General features: G+C 63.6%; 14 protein-coding genes. 7 read left to right on the forward strand and 7 right to left on the reverse strand.

All coding sequences use genetic code 11. The features are described 5' to 3' along the window. Nucleotides 1-6: 6 nt before the first annotated feature. The 7 genes from DKB71_RS19960 to DKB71_RS19990 all read right to left on the reverse strand — a co-directional run bounded on the left by DKB71_RS19960 (nt 7) and on the right by DKB71_RS19990 (nt 8,501). Nucleotides 7-1,833, reverse strand: a complete 1,827-nt coding sequence (locus tag DKB71_RS19960) for a DUF1302 domain-containing protein (RefSeq protein WP_408601137.1) — start codon at nt 1,831-1,833, stop codon at nt 7-9. Between the two features lie 185 nt (nt 1,834-2,018). Beyond that, a complete protein-coding gene (locus DKB71_RS19965; protein WP_274077631.1) occupies nt 2,019-3,020 on the reverse strand; it encodes a YeiH family protein in 1,002 nt (333 codons plus the stop codon). A 3-nt stretch (nt 3,021-3,023) separates the two neighbouring features. Then, complete coding sequence (locus DKB71_RS19970; RefSeq protein ID WP_408596886.1) at nt 3,024-4,298, reverse strand: spinster family MFS transporter; 1,275 nt, start codon at nt 4,296-4,298, stop codon at nt 3,024-3,026. Between the two features lie 62 nt (nt 4,299-4,360). Further along, nucleotides 4,361-5,941 carry an acyl-CoA carboxylase subunit beta gene (locus tag DKB71_RS19975; protein ID WP_408596888.1) on the reverse strand — a complete coding sequence of 527 codons (1,581 nt, stop codon included), beginning with the start codon at nt 5,939-5,941 and terminating at the stop codon, nt 4,361-4,363. Then, nucleotides 5,938-7,497: a class I adenylate-forming enzyme family protein gene (locus tag DKB71_RS19980; RefSeq protein WP_408596890.1), complete on the reverse strand. Its 1,560-nt coding sequence runs from the start codon at nt 7,495-7,497 to the stop codon at nt 5,938-5,940. Before DKB71_RS19980 ends, DKB71_RS19975 begins: the two co-directional genes overlap by 4 nt. 63 nt (nt 7,498-7,560) lie before the next feature. Further along, nucleotides 7,561-8,271 (reverse strand): GntR family transcriptional regulator, encoded by a 711-nt coding sequence (locus DKB71_RS19985; RefSeq protein WP_274077627.1) that lies wholly within the window; start codon nt 8,269-8,271, stop codon nt 7,561-7,563. A gap of 5 nt (nt 8,272-8,276) precedes the next feature. After that, on the reverse strand, nt 8,277-8,501 hold the full coding sequence (locus tag DKB71_RS19990; RefSeq protein ID WP_274077626.1) for an acetyl-CoA carboxylase biotin carboxyl carrier protein subunit: 225 nt from the start codon (nt 8,499-8,501) through the stop codon (nt 8,277-8,279). Nucleotides 8,502-8,698: 197 nt separating this feature from the next. Here DKB71_RS19990 and DKB71_RS19995 point away from each other — a divergent pair, with 197 nt between their 5' ends. The 7 genes from DKB71_RS19995 to DKB71_RS20025 are packed head-to-tail and all read left to right on the forward strand — an operon-like array spanning nt 8,699 to nt 16,612. Then, a complete protein-coding gene (locus tag DKB71_RS19995) occupies nt 8,699-9,163 on the forward strand; it encodes an acetyl-CoA carboxylase biotin carboxyl carrier protein (RefSeq protein WP_408596893.1) in 465 nt (154 codons plus the stop codon). Beyond that, a complete protein-coding gene (gene accC, locus DKB71_RS20000) occupies nt 9,163-10,572 on the forward strand; it encodes an acetyl-CoA carboxylase biotin carboxylase subunit (protein WP_408596895.1) in 1,410 nt (469 codons plus the stop codon). Before DKB71_RS19995 ends, accC begins: the two co-directional genes overlap by 1 nt. Beyond that, a complete protein-coding gene (locus DKB71_RS20005; protein ID WP_408596897.1) occupies nt 10,569-11,966 on the forward strand; it encodes a hypothetical protein in 1,398 nt (465 codons plus the stop codon). Before accC ends, DKB71_RS20005 begins: the two co-directional genes overlap by 4 nt. Before the next feature lie 3 nt (nt 11,967-11,969). Continuing rightward, nucleotides 11,970-13,469, forward strand: a complete 1,500-nt coding sequence (locus tag DKB71_RS20010) for a hypothetical protein (protein WP_323628599.1) — start codon at nt 11,970-11,972, stop codon at nt 13,467-13,469. Nucleotides 13,470-13,476: 7 nt separating this feature from the next. Beyond that, nucleotides 13,477-13,893: a Zn-ribbon domain-containing OB-fold protein gene (locus DKB71_RS20015; RefSeq protein WP_323609025.1), complete on the forward strand. Its 417-nt coding sequence runs from the start codon at nt 13,477-13,479 to the stop codon at nt 13,891-13,893. Between the two features lie 8 nt (nt 13,894-13,901). Beyond that, nucleotides 13,902-15,431: an AMP-binding protein gene (locus tag DKB71_RS20020; RefSeq protein WP_408596899.1), complete on the forward strand. Its 1,530-nt coding sequence runs from the start codon at nt 13,902-13,904 to the stop codon at nt 15,429-15,431. Beyond that, entirely contained in the window at nt 15,428-16,612 is a 1,185-nt protein-coding gene (locus DKB71_RS20025; RefSeq protein WP_408596901.1) for a thiolase C-terminal domain-containing protein, read from the forward strand. The genes DKB71_RS20020 and DKB71_RS20025 overlap by 4 nt, the downstream gene beginning before the upstream one ends. Nucleotides 16,613-16,640 lie beyond the last annotated feature (28 nt).

Consider the following 16,640-nt stretch of genomic DNA (forward strand, 5'->3'; position numbering starts at 1 on the left):
CGCGAATCAGAAAGTTGTCTTGAAGGTGGCCGTTACCATGCCGCGATCCTTGAGCTGAGCCGGTGTACCGCCAAAGGCGGTGGTTTGCCCGGGCGTGCAGTTGTACTGCCCGTTGGCACCCGGCGCAGCGCCGTCTCCCTGGCTGCCAGCGCTGCCTGGCGAACTGCAAGTGTCGAATGGACCGAAGTTGTCCACGTATTTCAGGTCGAAGCGATATTGGTTGTGCACGTCGAAGCCGACGCCGACCGAGTAGCTGCCGGAATCTTCGTTGCCCCCCAACTGGACGGCGGAATTGCCGTTGAGGCCGACGTTGTAGGTCATCGGCAGGTACATATCGATGCCCGGGAAGACCTGGTACCAGGTCGGGTTGAAGTTGACCCCAATGATGTAGTTGTCCTTGGTCACCTTGTCGGTGCCGCGGTACCAGTCCTCGCCCTTGAACAGCTGCTTGTTGTCGGTCACCTTCAGCCAGCGGCTGTAGCCGAGCTCGACCAGCAATGAAGAACTGTCCCACAGCGGTGTGTCGCCAAATGTGGTCAGGCCGTTGAGCACCGCATGCACGGTGTTGCCGCGGGCCACGCCGTCTTCGCCATCGAAGCCGCCAATGAAGCCTGGCCGGCCGGCAGCTGCCGCGGCCGGGCTGACGGTACCGGCGACGCTGGCCAGGGGCATGTTTTCCCGGTAGTTGAGGTCGAAGCCGACGCTGACGTCGCCGACGCTTTTCGACAGGCTGATGCCATAGATATCGATGTCGTCGACGTAGAACTGGTTGTAGCTGCCGATGTTGCCGGAGATCAGTTGGGCCGGGCCGACAGCGGTCGGCTGCAGCACCAGGTTGGGCAGGATGTCGGACGTGTTGCGGTAGTAGATGCCGAGCGTGCCGTCGAGCCATTCCGGGCTCCACTTGGCCATCAGGCCGAAGTCGCCGCGCTTGTCCGGTTCGAAGGTATGGCCATTGCTCAGGCGCAGGAACTGGTTGGCACCGATCGCGCCTGGGGCTCCAAAGAACGGATTCTGCCCACCGATCAGCGACAGGTTGTGCCCGCCGTTCTGGATGCCGTCGTTGAAGCCCAGGTAGGTACCGGACTCCGGCAGGCGCGAAGCGTCCCAATCGAGGAAGTACTGCGCGCCGAGGGTCAGTTCCGGGTTGACCGTGAAGCTGACTGACAACTGATTGCGCGGGATGAACAGTTCCTTGGCTTCGGTGCCGGGCACCGCCAGCGCCTTGGTAATGTCCAGGCCAGACTGGCCGTAGCTGTTGCCATGGGCAAAGGCCAGGACGCTTTCGCCCCAGTACTGGGTGTGCTTGCCGAGCTTGGCGCTGAGGATCGAGTCTTCGCCGATTTCTGTGCTGCCGAAGACGAAGGCATCGAGGATCTCGGCCGATGGACCGTTGTAGTAACGATCGACATAACCGCTGACGTGTCGCGAATCCGGCCGGCCATCGTTGAGCTGGTTGGTCGCCGCGTTGTCACTGCCGACATTGTCGTAGGCATGGTCGTACCAGCTGTTGGCGCTGACGCGAAAACCGGCTTTCTTCTGGTACGTCACGTCCAGTTCGGACAGCACGTCCAGGCGCTGGGACACCGCACTGCCCGAGGAGAAGTTGCGGTTGCCGTCGTTGTTGTTCCATGAATTGGCCAACTTGCTGTTAGCACTTTCGACCCGCTGGGCGTAGTTGAACTTCAAGGTGTTATCGAAGCGCACGGTCCAGTCTTCGCTGCCGGTGTTCAATTCAAAAGCCTGTGCCGCCGGCAACATGGCGATGAACAGCGCCGAGGCCAGCAGCGTTGGCTCGAACACGCCAGCACCATGAGTCTTGATTACCCGCATCGGTTGTCTCTGTGGTTTTTGTTGTTGTTTTGCGTTCATGGAAATACACCTGGCTATTCAAAATTCGGGCGTGACAGTGCCCACCACTCATAACCCCGTCAGGGGAGCGTTCAATTCATTCAACGAGATCCAGTCAATAGCGCCGGTGTCAGTACATCCGCGTTATTGAACGACCAGACTCAACTTCAGAGTCGTATCATCATCAACACCAACCCCAGCAAGAACACCGTTTCACCGACCATCAACAGGATGGGTTTGAACCCCACCGTGGCCAGTTCCTTCAACTGGATTTTCATCCCCAGCGCACTGATGGCCACGACCAGGCACCAGCTGGACAATTGATTGCCCAGGCCCTGCACCACCGGTGGCAACCAACCCAGGCTGGTCACCGTCGCCAGCACCACGAATGCCACGGCGAACCAGGGCAACAACGGTGGCCGCTCACCCGTGCCCTGCCCGCCCTGGACGCGGGTGATCAACACCGCGCAGACAATCACCGGCAGCAGCATGGCGATACGCATCAACTTGACCACCGTGGCGGTATCGCCGATGTCATGGGACATGCTGTACCCGGCACCGACCACCTGGGCGACGTCATGGATGGTGGCGCCGAGAAACACCCCGGCTTGCAGCGGGTCCAGGTCCAGTGCCCGGGCAATCAGCGGATAGACGATCATCGCCAGGGTCGACAGGCTGGACACGCCAATGACCGTGAACAGTGTCGCCCGTTCCTTGGCCTGGTGGCCCGGCAACGCCGCCGCCAGGGCCAGTGCCGCCGACGCGCCGCAGATCGCGGTGGCGCCGCCGGACAACAGGCCGAACAGTGCATTGAAGCCCAGGGCACGCGCCGCCAGCATCGACACCACGATGGTGACCACCACCGACACGACCACGATCAGCACCGGATGCCAGCCCAGCGCCACGATCTGCTCCAGCGAGATACGCAAGCCCAGCAAGGCCACGCCCACGCGCAGGATTTCCCGGGCGCTGAAGTCGATACCGGCTCTGCTCGGCCCCGCCGCCAGAAAGTTCATGGCCATGCCGAGCAAGAGTGCCAACAGCATCACCGGCGCGTGATACTGGTCAGCCAGGAAGCGCGCGGCAATGGCGACCACGATGCTCGCCAGCACACCCGGCAGATACAGGCTGGTGACCGACTGCAATTGAAGGACCGCGGACCTGGCCATAAGCTAAACCTTGATACCCATTGTCGGCATCGCACACGCGCTTCCACGCTTGATACGCGCCGCCACATAAAAGAAAACCCCACCCAGTACCAGGGCGAGAATGTCGCTGACCAACAACACATGGGTCAGCGGCGAGTCCGCTCCGGCAGCCGTCAAGGCGTCGCTGATCCAGCCGACAACGAAGGTGCCCAGTGCTACCGAAAACAGGTTCAGCAGCAGCATCGAAAAACCCATGACCGTCGAACGCATGCGCACCGGGACCGCGCCCTGAATGGCAGTGGTCGCAGAACCGTAGAGCGACATCAGCATGAAGATGCCGACCGCCATTCCCACGTAGAACAGCGGTGAATCCACCGGTACCAGGCGATAAGCGATCATGAACGGCGCGCACACCAACATCAGCAACGCCAGCACACTGCCGTGGCCGCCCTTGAAACGAGGGGCCAGGCGGTCGCTCAGAATGCCGCCGGCCAAGGCGCCCAACGAGCCGAATACGATTTGCATCGCGCCCAGGGTCATGGCAATCGAGGCCGGGTCCAGTCCCCTCTCCCGGGTCATCCACAGTTGCGCGAATGAAATGCCCGGATAGGCCAGGTGGGCCAGCACGAACCCGGTCACGGTGTAGCGCACGACGCGGTTGCTGCGCAGTTCACTGAACACGGCGGCCATCTGTGCGGCGAGGGGTTCGCCCCGCTCCTGCACCGTGCAATGGCTGCGTTTGTCGCTCATCAGCATCAACGGCAAGCCAATGATCACCCCGGCGATGCCGAGGAAATGGAACGTGGTGCGCCAACCGTGGGCAGCGCCGAGCGTGCCCGCCAGCAGAAAGCTGCAGCCAATGCCCAACGGAATGCCGAGGTAAAACAGTCCCACCGCGGTGCCCCGGCGCTTTTCCGAGAACAGCTCCATCAACAGGGCCGTGGCGGCGGGCACCAGCGCAGCCTCTCCGGTGGCCACCAGAAAACGTGCCGCGACCATTTGTTCGAAGTTCTGGACGTAACCGGAGGCCACCGTACAGACGCTCCAGACGAGCATGCCCGCGCCGATCACCCGTGGCCGACTGTGACGATCGGCCAGGGCGCCGAGAAACACCGCCATCACGCCATAACTCAGCACCCACACCGCGCCGACCAGAAAACCGTACTGCGCATTGTTGATCGCCAGCTCACCGGTGATCTGCGGAGCAAAACCCAGCAGGATATTGCGGTCCACCTGGGCCAACAGGTGGATCACCATCAGCGTCGCAAGGACGGCACAGGGACTCTTTTTCCAGAACATTCGTCAGTACCTTTGAGTTGTTTTTATGAAGGTAAGGCGCGATGCCACCCGTCCCAGGGGGACTAGCGCATGGTCCGCCGCTTCGGCCCAAGGGAAAGCGCGGTGATGCGATACGCGTCACCCACCCAGTTGCACAGCAGCGGACGGGTACTGTCCGGCTCGATGATGTCGATCACGCCAAAGCGCTCGGCCGTGCGCAGCGGTGACGCCAGGGCCTGGTAATGGGCCTCCAGTTCCTTGCGCCGCACCAGCGGATCATCCGCTGCAGCGATTTCCTGCTTGTAGGCAGCGGCGACACCACCCTCGATCGGAATCGAACCCCACTGCGCCGAAGGCCAGGCAAACCGGTGCGGCAACGCGGTGCCCGTCGGGCCATGCCAGGGACTGACCATGGCACCGGCGAGCCCGACGCAGCGGCGCAGGACAATGGTGATCACCGGCACGCTCGCCTGTTCGATCGCATGCACGGCCTGCATGGCCGCAATCAGCGTGCCCTGCATTTCCGCCTCCTGACCGGTCATGACGCCCGGCTGGTCCACCAGGTAGATCAGCGGCAGGTGAAAGGTGTCGCACAGATCGATGAAGCGGGTCTGCTTGAGCGCCGCCGCCCGGGTCAGCGCACCGCCGCCGACGCGCGGGTTGTTGCAGATGATCCCCACCGAATAGCCGTTGAGGCGGGCGAACGCGGTGATGGTCGACGCACCGAAATCCGGCGACATCTCGAACAGACTGTCCTTGTCGACCAGCGACTTGAGGATCTTGTGCGGGTTGAAGATCTTGCGCCGGTCATGGGGAATGGCGTCGTTGAGCCAGGCGTCACGGCGACCGGGCGCGTCGGCCGAGGCCACACGCGGCGGTTGCTCCCAGACATTGCCCGGCAGGTAGGACAGGAAACGCTTGGCCAGGTCCAGCGCCTCGGCATCGCTGTTGGCGGCCAGGTTGATCATGCCGCTGTGACGATGCACCTGGTCGTAACCGCCCAGGTCATTCTTGTCGATATCGATGCCGAACGCCTGCTTCACCACCGGCGGGCCGGCCGCGAATACCTGGCTCTGGCCACGCACCATGATCGACAAGTGCGAGGCGGCAACCCGCAGCGCACCCAGGCCGGCACAGGCGCCGTGGGCAATGCCAACCACCGGCACCGCGCCCAGCAGGTTGGTGATCGGCAACAGGGCATAGCCCGGGATCTTGGTGTGACCGAGCTTGTCGAGCAGCTTCACACTGCCGCCGGCGCTGTCGATCATGCGGATGATCGGCAACTTGTATTCCCAGGCGTAGCGATCGGCATAGATCCACTTTTCAGCGACCGCCGCCTCCGACGAACCGCCACGAATGGTGAAATCATCGGCCGCTACCACGGTGCGCCGCCGATCGATCTGACCCACACCCACCACTGCCGTGCTCGGCGTGGCCGAGGCCATCTTGCCTTCCGGGGTGTACTTCACGGCACCTGCAAGAATGCCGAACTCCTCGAAGCTTTCGCCATCGAGCAGATGCCCGATGCGCTCACGGGCCGTGAGTTTGCCTTGGGCGTGGTGTTTCTCCACCGCTTCGGGGCCACCCAATGCGTAGGCGATTTCACGGCGAGCGCGGATGTCCGCAAGTTCCAGCGACCATTCAGGGGCAACAGGCGTGCTCATGATGATGTCCTCTGCATGCGCGCGAGATAGTCATCGCGCAGAATGTTCTTCACCACCTTGCCGGCGTTGTTGCGCGGCAGGGCCTCGACGAATTCGATCAGGCGCGGCTTCTTGTAGCCGGCGATCAGGGCCGCGCAATGGCTGCCCAGGGTCTCGCTGTCGAGCGTGGCGCCTTCGCGCCGCACCACAAAGGCGGCGATACGCTCGCCCCACTCCGGGTCGGGCAGGCCCAGGACCGCCACCTCGAGTACATGCGGATGGCTTTCCAGGGCATCCTCGACTTCCCGCGCATACACGTTGAAGCCACCGGAAATGATCATGTCCTTGTTACGCCCGACGATATAAAGAAAGCCCTGGGCATCGAGGTAACCGAGATCACCGGAGTAGTACCAGCCATCTCGAATGGCTTCGGCTTCAAGATCCGGCCTGCGCCAGAAAGCCACTTCGCCGATGCCGTCGGTAGCGATGGCGATCTCGCCAATCTCGCCCACCGCCAGTTCTGCGCCGTGAATATCGCGCACGCTGATCTGCACATTGGCCGTCGGTTTGCCGCAGGAGCGCAGCACGCCGTCTTCGGCGTGTTCGTGCGGATACAGCACCGCCAGCGGCTGGACCGCCTCGGTCATTCCATACTGCTGGCGCATCACCGGGCCGAAGCGTGCGATGGCGCGATGGATCAGGTCGACCGAGGTCGGTGCCGTCCCGTAATGGATGCACTTGAGCGACGAGTGATCCGCTTCGGCGCCGCTGTCGAGGGCGTCGAGCAACCGGGTGAGCATGGTCGGCACGCACATCATCTGCGTGATCCGGTGCCGCTGGATCTGTTGCAGCGTGTCCAGTGGCTCGAACTTCTCGAGAATCACATTGCGCGCCCCGCGCAAGTAGCAGGGCAACAGATGCACGCCGGCGGCATGGGTCAAGGGACCGACATGCAACATCGCATCCTCCACGCCCAGGCTGTATTCCATGGCGTAGAAATGGTTGGTCAGGCGTTCATACCAGCGCTTGACCGTGTAGGTGACGCCCTTGGGCTTGCCGGTGGTGCCCGAGGTATAGGCAATGCGCAGCAAGGCATCGGGAGACACCTGGACATTCGGCGCCTGCGCTGGCATCGAGGCGAGCAACTGGCGGTAATCCAGTACCTGCGGTGCCTGCCAATCGAGCGCTATCACCTGGCGCAAACCGGCGACGCGATCACGCACGCCTTCGCCGATCTCGCGAAATTCAGGCCCCACCACCAGCAGGCTGGCGCCGGCGTCGTCGAGGATCGCGATCTGCTCGGCCAGGGTGTGCCGGGCATTGAGCGCCACGTAAACCAGGCCGGCCTTCTCGACCGCGAAAACGCTCTCGATCGCCTCGGGCGAGTTGTTGAGCAGCACGGCGACGCGCTCCCCAACCTGCAGCCCAAGGGCAATCAAGGCATGGGCAAGACGGTTGCTGCCCGTCTCGACCTGGTCATAGGTCAGGCCGTTCTCGCCGAAGATCAGGGCGGTGCGGCCCCGGTGTTGCTTGGCTGCCCAACTGAGCATGAGTCCTGCGGTGCGTTTTTTTGTCATGATTTTTTGTCTTATTGTCGACAACCTGACACAGCACTCGGGAGTGTTGTGCCCCCGTGTGGATTATTCCAGGTGATTCAATGCGGCTTGATGGGAAGCGTTGATCAGCTCGACCATCATGTTCGCGGCAACCGAACTGCTGTTTTGCTTGAGCGCTTCGACCAGTTGGCGCCAATGGTTGGCGGAAGCCTGGCGACGCTCCGCTGAACGCAAGCCCAACCGCGTGTAGCGTGCGGTCTGGATACCTAGCGCCCCCATCAGTTCTGCCAGCTGCTTGTTGCCGCAGGACTGGAACAGCAGGGTGCTCAGGCGATAACTGCCTTGGGCATACTCGTCCAGGGCATCCGCTTGCGAGGCAATCAGTTCGAGCCGGGTAACGATGGCGTCCATTTGATTGACGATCGACCCATCCAGATCGACCAGGTATTTGGCCAGCAAACCGGCCAGAACCGCGCGGATCTCGAACAGATTGTCGATCTCTTGCCTGCTCAATGAGGTCACATGCGCGCCGCGCTGCGGCACGATGGTCACCACGCCGACCTTCTCGAGAATGCGCAGGGCCTCGCGAATCGGACCGCGGCTGACCTGGAAGTGGTCGGCCAGTTCCTGTTCACGCACCGAATCGCCCGGCCCGTATTCACCTCGCAGAATCGCAAGCGTAATGCTTTCGGCAATCTGCTCCGGCATCGTCAGGACGCGCTGGCGACCCGCACGCATGATACCTATTGCACTACCGCCCTTGGCGGCCGACGCCGAACCTGCATTCATTGACATAGACTTCAATCGCACTCCATAAGCAAGACATCCTGGCCGTCTTTCACCACGTCGCCCTCGGCAACTAGAACGCTGACAACGCGCCCCGGCTCGACCGCCATCAATGGAATTTCCATTTTCATGGATTCCATGACGATGAGTATCTGATCTTCTTCAACGACATCGCCCACGCCGACATGGATCTGCCAGACCGTTCCGGCGACATCTGATTTAACCGCGATTGTACTCATTCTCGCCCCCTCCAAAACACTACTGATTTCTTTAATGACCGAGCCCTTGGCCGCCGCGCGCTACGCTTTTTGATGAAGGCCTGCGCAAACGCCCTGGATCACGATCAGCAAATTACATGATTGTCTGATTGTTGACAATCCTACGTATCGATGTTCATATCCGTCAAGGCAATTCGAACAACAAGAGGCCAGAAGGCATGTCGCTCACTCATAAAGAAGCACGAAGAATCCTGGAAATACTGGATCACACGAGGCATCTGGACTTTCTGGAAGTCCGCGTCGGTGACACCACCCTGACTGCCAGAAAGTCGGGAACGATCGAGCGGTCCCAGGCGCCTGCGCAAGGTGTAAAACCCGCAAAACCAGCGCAGCCGGCCACTGTGGCGGCCACCCGCGAACCCGAAATCGCCGCCGGTCAGATCGCCGTACGCGCCACCATGATGGGCACCTTCTATCGCAAACCCAGCCCTGACCAACCGTCCTTCGTCGAAGAGAACACGCTGGTGGAGGCAGGCACGCCGCTGTGCCTGGTCGAAGCCATGAAACTCTTCAACACCCTCGCGTCGCCGCTGAAAGGCCGCGTCGTGCGCATCGTCGCCCAAGACCTGCAGATGGTGCAGCGCGACCAGATTTTGATGATTCTTGAACCGGAGGCACGTTGATGAGCAGCATTCCCGTGGCAACCCGCGACATTCGCCGGGTCTTGATCGCCAACCGTGGCGAAATCGCGGTGCGCATCGTGCGCGCCTGCAAAACCCTGGGCATCGAATCGGTTGCCGCCGTCTCCGAAGCGGACCAGGACAGCCTGGCCGCGCGCCTGGCCGATGAGTACGTGGTCATCGGCCCCGCGCCGGCCGCGCAAAGCTACCTGTGCGCCGACCTGCTGGTGCGCACGGCACTGGAACAGCGCTGCGACGCCATCCACCCGGGTTACGGCTTCCTTTCCGAGCGCTCGCACTTCGCCCAGGCTTGCGAAGATGCCGGCATTGCGTTCATTGGTCCATCGGCCGAAATCATTGATTCGATGGGCGACAAGATCACCGCCGTCGGTCTGGCGGAAAAAGCCGAAGTACCGCGGGTGCCGGGCTCTGATGCCGTGGCCGATGCAGAAACTGCCCGCGCCATCGCCAGCGACATCGGCTACCCGGTGCTGTTCAAGGCCACCGCCGGGGGCGGCGGGCGCGGCATGCGCATCGTGCGCAGCGACGATGAGGCCGAAGCCGCCTTCCGTTCCGCTTCCTCGGAAGCACAAGCGGCCTTTGGCGATCCGACCTTGTATGTCGAGAAGTTCATCGAACTGGCGCGTCACATCGAAATCCAGATCATGGGCGACCGCCATGGCAATGTTGTGCACCTGGGCGAGCGCGAATGCTCGACCCAACGCCGGCACCAGAAACTGATCGAGGAAGCACCCTCCCCCAGCCTCGCGCCGCACACCCGCGAACAAATGGGCGAGTGCGCCGTACGCCTGGCGCGCAATGTCGGTTATTTCGGTGCGGGCACCATCGAGTTCGTGGTCGATGACCGCGATGGCAAATTCTATTTCCTGGAAATGAACACCCGCATCCAGGTCGAGCACCCGGTGACGGAGATGATCACCGGCCTGGACCTGGTGGCCGAGCAGATTCGCATCGCCGCCGGCCTGCCACTGTCGTTCAGCCAGGCCGACGTCAAGCTGGTCGGCCATGCCATCGAGTGCCGGATCAACGCCGAAGACCCGGACCGCCATTTCCTCCCAAGCCCGGGCCTGGTGAGCGAATGGCTGCCACCCAAGGGCCCGGGCGTACGGGTCGATACCCACTGCTACAGCGGCGCCACCGTGCCACCGTTCTATGACTCCCTGCTGGCCAAGCTGATCGTGCATGCACCGACCCGCAACGAGGCCATCGTGCTGATGCGCAAGGCGCTGGAGGACATGAAAGTCGTAGGCCTGTCGACCACCGCCCGCTTCCACCATGCCGTGCTCGATCACCCCGACTTCGTCGCGGGCCTGGTCACCACCCGCTGGGTCGAAGACGTCTTCGTACCTGCCCGCAAACAGGCTTTGAAACAAGCCAAGGAGCGCGCATGAGCATGACAACATTGGTCGATGTCAGCCTGAGCGACGGCCAGACCGCCGCCTGGGTCGGCGCCCCCGGCACGGCGATGCTGCTCGGCACCATGAGTTCACTGGGGCACGCCCGGCTGGCGGCGATCGAGGTATTGAGTCCCGCCGTGATCGCGCAATGTCTGGGCCGCGGTGAAAATCCGCTGCAACGCCTCACGGCACTGCGCGAACGCGCCAATGGCACGCCCCTGCGCGCCACGGTGAACCTGCTGCCCGCCCATGGCCGTATTGATGTGCTCGCTGGCGAAACGCTGGACGGCTGGCTGCGGGTGCTCGCCCGGTCCGGCATCAGCGAGGTGGTGTTGATCGATCCGCAGCTGGATTTCGAGCGCCTGGGCAACGCGGTGCAGTTGGCACTGGCGAACGGCCTGAGCGCCATCGCCGCCCTGCCCTATGTCGACGATCATCAACATGGCAACGCCCACTATTCGGCCTGCGCGGCGCGGCTGGCCCAGGCCGGTGCGCAGCGCATCATGCTGCGCGACGAAGCCGGCCTGCTGCATGTCGATCGCCTGCCCGGCTTGCTCGCGGCGCTGCGTAGCGGCGCTGATGGAACCCCTCTGGACCTGCACACCCGCTGCCACACCGGTCTCGGCCCGCAGGTGGCGCTGGAGGCGATTCGCCTCGGCATCGACCGCCTCGATGCGGCGCTGCCCTGTGTCGCCAATGGTGCCTCGGTACCGTCACTGGCACGGTTGATCAGTTCGGCGGCGCTGCTGCAATTGCCGCTGCAAACCCCGGATCAGGATCGTCTGAAAGAAGCCCAGGCTCAGTTCGCTGCAGTGGCGGATCAGGAAGGCTTTGCCGAAAGTGTGCCCTGGGCCTTCGACCTGGCTCCATACGAGCACCAGTTGCCGGGCGAAATCGCCACTGAGGCCATGCAAGCGTTGCGTGAGCGCGGACGCCTGGCCGATCTGTTCGAGTTTGCCCGCGAGTGCACGCGCATTCGCCAGGAGCTGGGCCAGCCGCCGATGTTGCAACCTTTCGCCCGGGCCATTGCGCGACAGGCGCTCGAGCATCTGGACGGCGGCCCACGCTACGCCACGTTGCAGCCAACCTTGCGTCGCTGGCTGCAAGGCTGCTACGGCCCGATCGACACGTCGCTGAACAGCCTGCAACAACGCATCGGCGCGGTTGCGCAGCCGTGCCGTGCGATTGAAGTGCCCGCCTCTGATGAGGCGCTGGCAGCACTGGTCTGCGGCTGCCCCGCGCTGCCGCCGGCGCACCGGCTTCACTACGAAGTGCGCACACCCGAACAAGCCCTGACGCAGGGGCTGCTGCAACGCTGGCCCGACTACACCGTATTGAGTGTCACAGGCCCCGGCCTGTCCATCCATCTCGAACACAGCAAGGGGTGACATGTGCTGAACCAACTACGCGAAAAAGTGCACGCGGAATTTGTCCGCACCGGCAAACGGCGGCGCATCCAGCTGGTCGATGCCACCCTGCGTGATGCGCACCAGTGCCTGTGGGCCACGCGCATGCGCACCGAGCACATGCTGCCGATGGCCGAGCGCCTGGATGCCCTGGGTTTCGATGCGATAGAAGGCGTTGCCCTGGTGCAGTTCGACGCCAGCGTGCTGTTCCTCAACCAGAACCCGCTGGAGCGCCTGCGCCTGTTGTCCGAGCGCATCCGCCGTACGCCGTTGCGCGGCATCGTGCGCAGCAACATGCTGCGCAGCTTCTACCCGGAGCCGGACGACCTCAGCGAGCTGTACGTCGAGCGCCTGGTCGCCAACGGTGCCCGCGACATCGGTTTCCTCGACTCACTGCATTGCTGGGATAACCTGGTGCCGGCGATAGCCACCGCCAAGCGCCTCGGCGCCACCACCAACCTCGCCATGATCTACAACCTGGCCCCTGGCTACGACGCGCCGTTCTACGCCGCCAAGGCGCGCGAAGCCATCGAGCGCTTCGACATCGACGCCTTTACCTTCGGCGATGCCGGCGGCAGCATGACCGTGGAACAGGTGCGCAGCATCGTGCCGGCGATCAAGGCAGTGATCGGCGATCGACCGCTCGAAGTGCTCACCCACTGCCTGAACGCGACCGGTTCGCTGGTGGCCATCGAAGCCGCGGTGCACGGCGCCGACCGTCTGCTGTGTTCGATCGATCCGCTGGCCCACGGCAATGCCGGGCCCTCGGCCCAGATGCTCGCTCGCAACCTGCGCGAGATCGGTTTCGAGGTCGACTTCGATGACCGCGCCGCTGACGAGATCGGCGAGTACCTCGCCGGTGTGGCCGAAGAGAACGGTTTTCCCCTGGGTATCCCGGCGGAATACGACCCGGCGCACTTCGTCACCCAATATGCCGGTGGCGCCATGTCGAACCTACAGTCGCAACTGCAGCTGGCGGGGATCGCCGACAAGCTGCCGGTGGTCCTCGAAGAGATCGCGCGCGTGCGCGTGGAACTGGGCTCGCCCGTGATGGCCACGCCCTTCCCCGCCATGATTGCCGCGCAAGCGGTGATGAACGTACTGAGCGGCGAGCGCTACAAGGTGGTACCCGACGAAGTGAAGAAGTACGTGTGCGGCTACTTCGGCGCACTGCCGTTGCCGGTCGATCACGACGTCAAGGCTCTTGTGCTCGCCAACGGCTCCCGCGAGGTGGCGACCACACCGCCGGTGCTGTTGCCAAGGGTTCCCGAACTGCGTAGCCGCTACCCCGGCCTGTCGGACGATGAACTGCTGCTGCGTGCCATGTACGGCGACGAAAAAATCACCGGGCTGGTCCCTGTTCTGGTCGACGATACCTTCAGCGTGCGTCGTCCGCTGCATGAGCTGATCGCCGGGCTGGCCAAGCTCCCGGAGCAACGCCATGTGCATATCGCCATGGCCGGTTTCGAACTGCGTACTCACTGAGGCTGCCATGTCGACTCCCCTCTCTGCTCGGCCCCTGCCGCAACCCACCGCCGAAACGGCCGCCTATTGGGCGGCCGCCCGGGAACAGCGACTGGTGATCCAGCGCTGCGCTGGCTGCGGGACCTGCCAGTTTTACCCTCGGGCCTTCTGCATCAGCTGCCTGTGCGAGCGCCTCGACTGGATCAACGCCAGCGGCCATGGGCGCATCTACACCTGGACGGTCTGCCGGATCGCGCCCTCGCCGGCCTTCGAATCCCGGCTGCCCTATGTGGTTGCGCTGATCGACCTCGATGAAGGTGTGCGCGTGGTCGCCAACATCCTCGATGCCGACCTGACCCGCGTCGCCATCGGCGCCCGCGTCAGCGTCTGCTTCGAGCCCGTCAGCGAAACCTGCACGCTGCCCCAGTTCACTCTTTTGGATTAGCCGTCACCATGCAAATGATCACCGACCACTTCGACGCGGGCGCCAATCGCCACCCGGACAATGTCTGCCTGCAAGGCCCCGGCTTGAGCCTCACCTACGCCGAGGTCCAGGCCGATTCCCATGCCATCGGCCATGCCTTGACGCTGCTGGGCCTGAGCTGCGCGCATGTCGGCGTGCTGGCGCCCAATCACCCGCTGAGCTTTGTCGCCATGCTGGGCGCCTTGCGCGCCGGGAGCACCTTCATTCCCTTGAATGCCAGGGACTCGATCGACAGCCTGATCTGGTTCATGAGTTTCACCAAGCTCTCGGTACTGGTGCTGCACTCCCAGTACGCCGAGCATGCCGAGCGCATTCGCGCCGGCGTGCCCAGCCTGAAAACCCTGATCGGACTGGACCAGCCGATCGACGGGCTGAGCATCGCCTCCTGGTGCCGCGATCATGCCGGCCAAGAGTGCACAGTGCGCCAGGGGCTCGACGACATTGCCCTGATCAAGTCCTCGGGCGGCACCACGGGGCGGCCGAAGGCGATCATGCAAAGCCATCGCGCGTTGCTCGCCTGCTACCGCATCGGCAACCAGTTCATGCCACCGGCAAAAAGCCCCGCGCACCTGGTCGTGGCCCCGCTGACCCATGCGGCAGGCGCGACGGCCGTGGCCCTGTCGAGTTTCGGCACGCGCAATGTGATTGCAGCGTCCGCCGACCCCGGCGTGGTACTGGAAACCATTGAACGGGAGCGCATCACCCACCTGTTCCTGCCGCCAACCCTGATTTACCGACTGCTCTCGCACCCGGACGCCAGGACCCGCGACTGCTCCTCGCTCGAATACGTGATCTACGGCGCCGCGCCCATGTCCGTGGACAAGCTGCGCGAGGGTATCGCCCTGTGGGGGCCGGTGTTCGTACAGTTTTACGGTCAATCCGAAGTGCCCGGGGTGATCACCGTACTGACCCGTGAAGACCACCTGCGTGACGGCAAGCACCTGGGTTCGGCCGGCCGTCCCACCGGCGCCTGCGAAGTGGCCCTGATGGATGATGACGGGCGGATCGTCGAGACCGGCGAACGCGGCGAGATCGTCGCCCGTGGCGAACTGGTCGCCCCCGGCTACTACGACAACCCGCAAGCCAACGAAGAGGCACGCCGGTTCGGCTGGCACCACACCGGTGACATCGGCGTGTTCGACGAAGGCGGTTACCTGTACATCGTCGACCGCACCAAGGACATGATCATCTCCGGCGGGTTCAACCTCTACCCGAGCGAGATCGAGCAAGTGATCTGGGCGCACCCGGCGGTGATGGACTGCGCGGTGGTCGGCATTCCCGATGCCGACTGGGGCGAGAAAGTCATCGCGGTCATCGAACTCAAGGCGGGTGCCTGTGCAACCGCGCAGGAATTCATCGCCACCTGCCGGGAAAAACTCGGCAGCCTGAAGACCCCCAAGCACGTGCTGTTCTGGGACAGCCTGCCGCGCAGCCCGGTTGGCAAGGTGTTGAAGAAAGACGTGCGTGCACAGCTCATCGCGCAGGAGCCTCGACCATGACGCTCGACGCATCCCGCCTGGCCGGCCGCTATGCCATCGTCGGTGTCGGCGAAGCCGGCCTCGGCAAGGCGCAGCCAGGCGACACCGCGCTGTCGCTGCAATGCCGCTCGGCCCGCGCGGCCCTGCTGGAGGCCGGGCTTACCCTGGCCGATGTCGATGGAGTATTCGCCCACTGGGACGACCGCGCCAATGCGCTGCTGGTGAGCGAATACCTGGGCATCACCCCGCGCTATGTCGACAGCACGGTGGTGGGCGGCGGCTCGCCGCTCACCCACTTGATCCACGCCATGGCCGCCATCGACGCCGGCCTGTGCTCGGTGGCACTGGTCACCTACGGCAGCACCCAGCGCCTGGATCACAGTCGTCAGCGTGGCGGCGTGGTCACCGACCCGCGCTCCCCGTCCGGCCAGTTCGTGGCGCCCTACGGCGTGCTCAGCCCGATCAGTTGGTACGCGATGCTCGCCCAGCAGTATCTGCATCGCTATCAGGCGAGCCCGGAGGACCTGGGAGAAGTGGCGATCAACGCGCGGCGCTGGGCGCACCTCAATCCCCAGGCCACGCTGCGCCAACCACTGACGATGGAGGAGTACCTGGCTTCGCCGCTGATCTCGGACCCGCTACGCAAGGCCGATATCTGCCTGGTCAACGACGGCGCCGGTGCGTTGATCCTGACCAAGGCCGAATACGCCCGCACCCTGGCCAGGCCGCCGGTGTTCATCCGCGGATTTGCCGATACCTATCGGGGCCACGTCACGCCGATCAATACGAACGACTGGCTCGACGATGGCGTTACCAGCGCCTGCGTCGAGCGTGCGCTGTGCATGTCCGGCATCCCGCGCAGCGAATTGAGCATGGTGCAGATCTATGACGCCTTCACCATCAATGTGCTGGTCGGGCTCGAGTCCATGGGTGTGTGCGAACCTGGCCAGGCTGGCGCGTTCCTGCGCAGCGGCATTGCCGCGCCCGGCGGTGCATTGCCGGTGAATACCTCGGGCGGTGGCCTGGCCTTCAACCACTCCGGTCAGTTCGGCATGCAACTGATGATCGAGTCGGTTCGCCAGCTGCGCGGCGAATGCGGCGCACGCCAGGTCGCCAATGCCAGCAGCTGCCTGGTCCAGACCGGCGGGCTCGTCATGTCGGCATTCATGTACATGGTGCTGGCGAACGAACCCGGTGATTGAGGTCCTGCTGCCAATGCGTCGCGGCGAA

This window comes from Pseudomonas sp. PLMAX, from assembly GCF_046042685.1.
Taxonomy (GTDB): domain Bacteria; phylum Pseudomonadota; class Gammaproteobacteria; order Pseudomonadales; family Pseudomonadaceae; genus Aquipseudomonas; species Aquipseudomonas putida_AE.

Bases quoted from the DNA above. Each gene is read 5' to 3' on its own strand.
- accC (WP_408596895.1), top strand. From the start codon at position 9,163: ATGAGCAGCATTCCCGTGGCAACCCGCGACATTCGCCGGGTCTTGATC.
- DKB71_RS19970 (WP_408596886.1), bottom strand. From the start codon at position 4,298: ATGTTCTGGAAAAAGAGTCCCTGTGCCGTCCTTGCGACGCTGATGGTG.
- DKB71_RS19975 (WP_408596888.1), bottom strand. From the start codon at position 5,941: ATGAGCACGCCTGTTGCCCCTGAATGGTCGCTGGAACTTGCGGACATC.
- DKB71_RS20020 (WP_408596899.1), top strand. From the start codon at position 13,902: ATGCAAATGATCACCGACCACTTCGACGCGGGCGCCAATCGCCACCCG.
- DKB71_RS20005 (WP_408596897.1), top strand. From the start codon at position 10,569: ATGAGCATGACAACATTGGTCGATGTCAGCCTGAGCGACGGCCAGACC.
- DKB71_RS19965 (WP_274077631.1), bottom strand. From the start codon at position 3,020: ATGGCCAGGTCCGCGGTCCTTCAATTGCAGTCGGTCACCAGCCTGTAT.
- DKB71_RS19990 (WP_274077626.1), bottom strand. From the start codon at position 8,501: ATGAGTACAATCGCGGTTAAATCAGATGTCGCCGGAACGGTCTGGCAG.
- DKB71_RS20015 (WP_323609025.1), top strand. From the start codon at position 13,477: ATGTCGACTCCCCTCTCTGCTCGGCCCCTGCCGCAACCCACCGCCGAA.
- DKB71_RS19995 (WP_408596893.1), top strand. From the start codon at position 8,699: ATGTCGCTCACTCATAAAGAAGCACGAAGAATCCTGGAAATACTGGAT.
- DKB71_RS20025 (WP_408596901.1), top strand. From the start codon at position 15,428: ATGACGCTCGACGCATCCCGCCTGGCCGGCCGCTATGCCATCGTCGGT.
- DKB71_RS19980 (WP_408596890.1), bottom strand. From the start codon at position 7,497: ATGACAAAAAAACGCACCGCAGGACTCATGCTCAGTTGGGCAGCCAAG.
- DKB71_RS19960 (WP_408601137.1), bottom strand. From the start codon at position 1,833: ATGCGGGTAATCAAGACTCATGGTGCTGGCGTGTTCGAGCCAACGCTG.
- DKB71_RS19985 (WP_274077627.1), bottom strand. From the start codon at position 8,271: ATGTCAATGAATGCAGGTTCGGCGTCGGCCGCCAAGGGCGGTAGTGCA.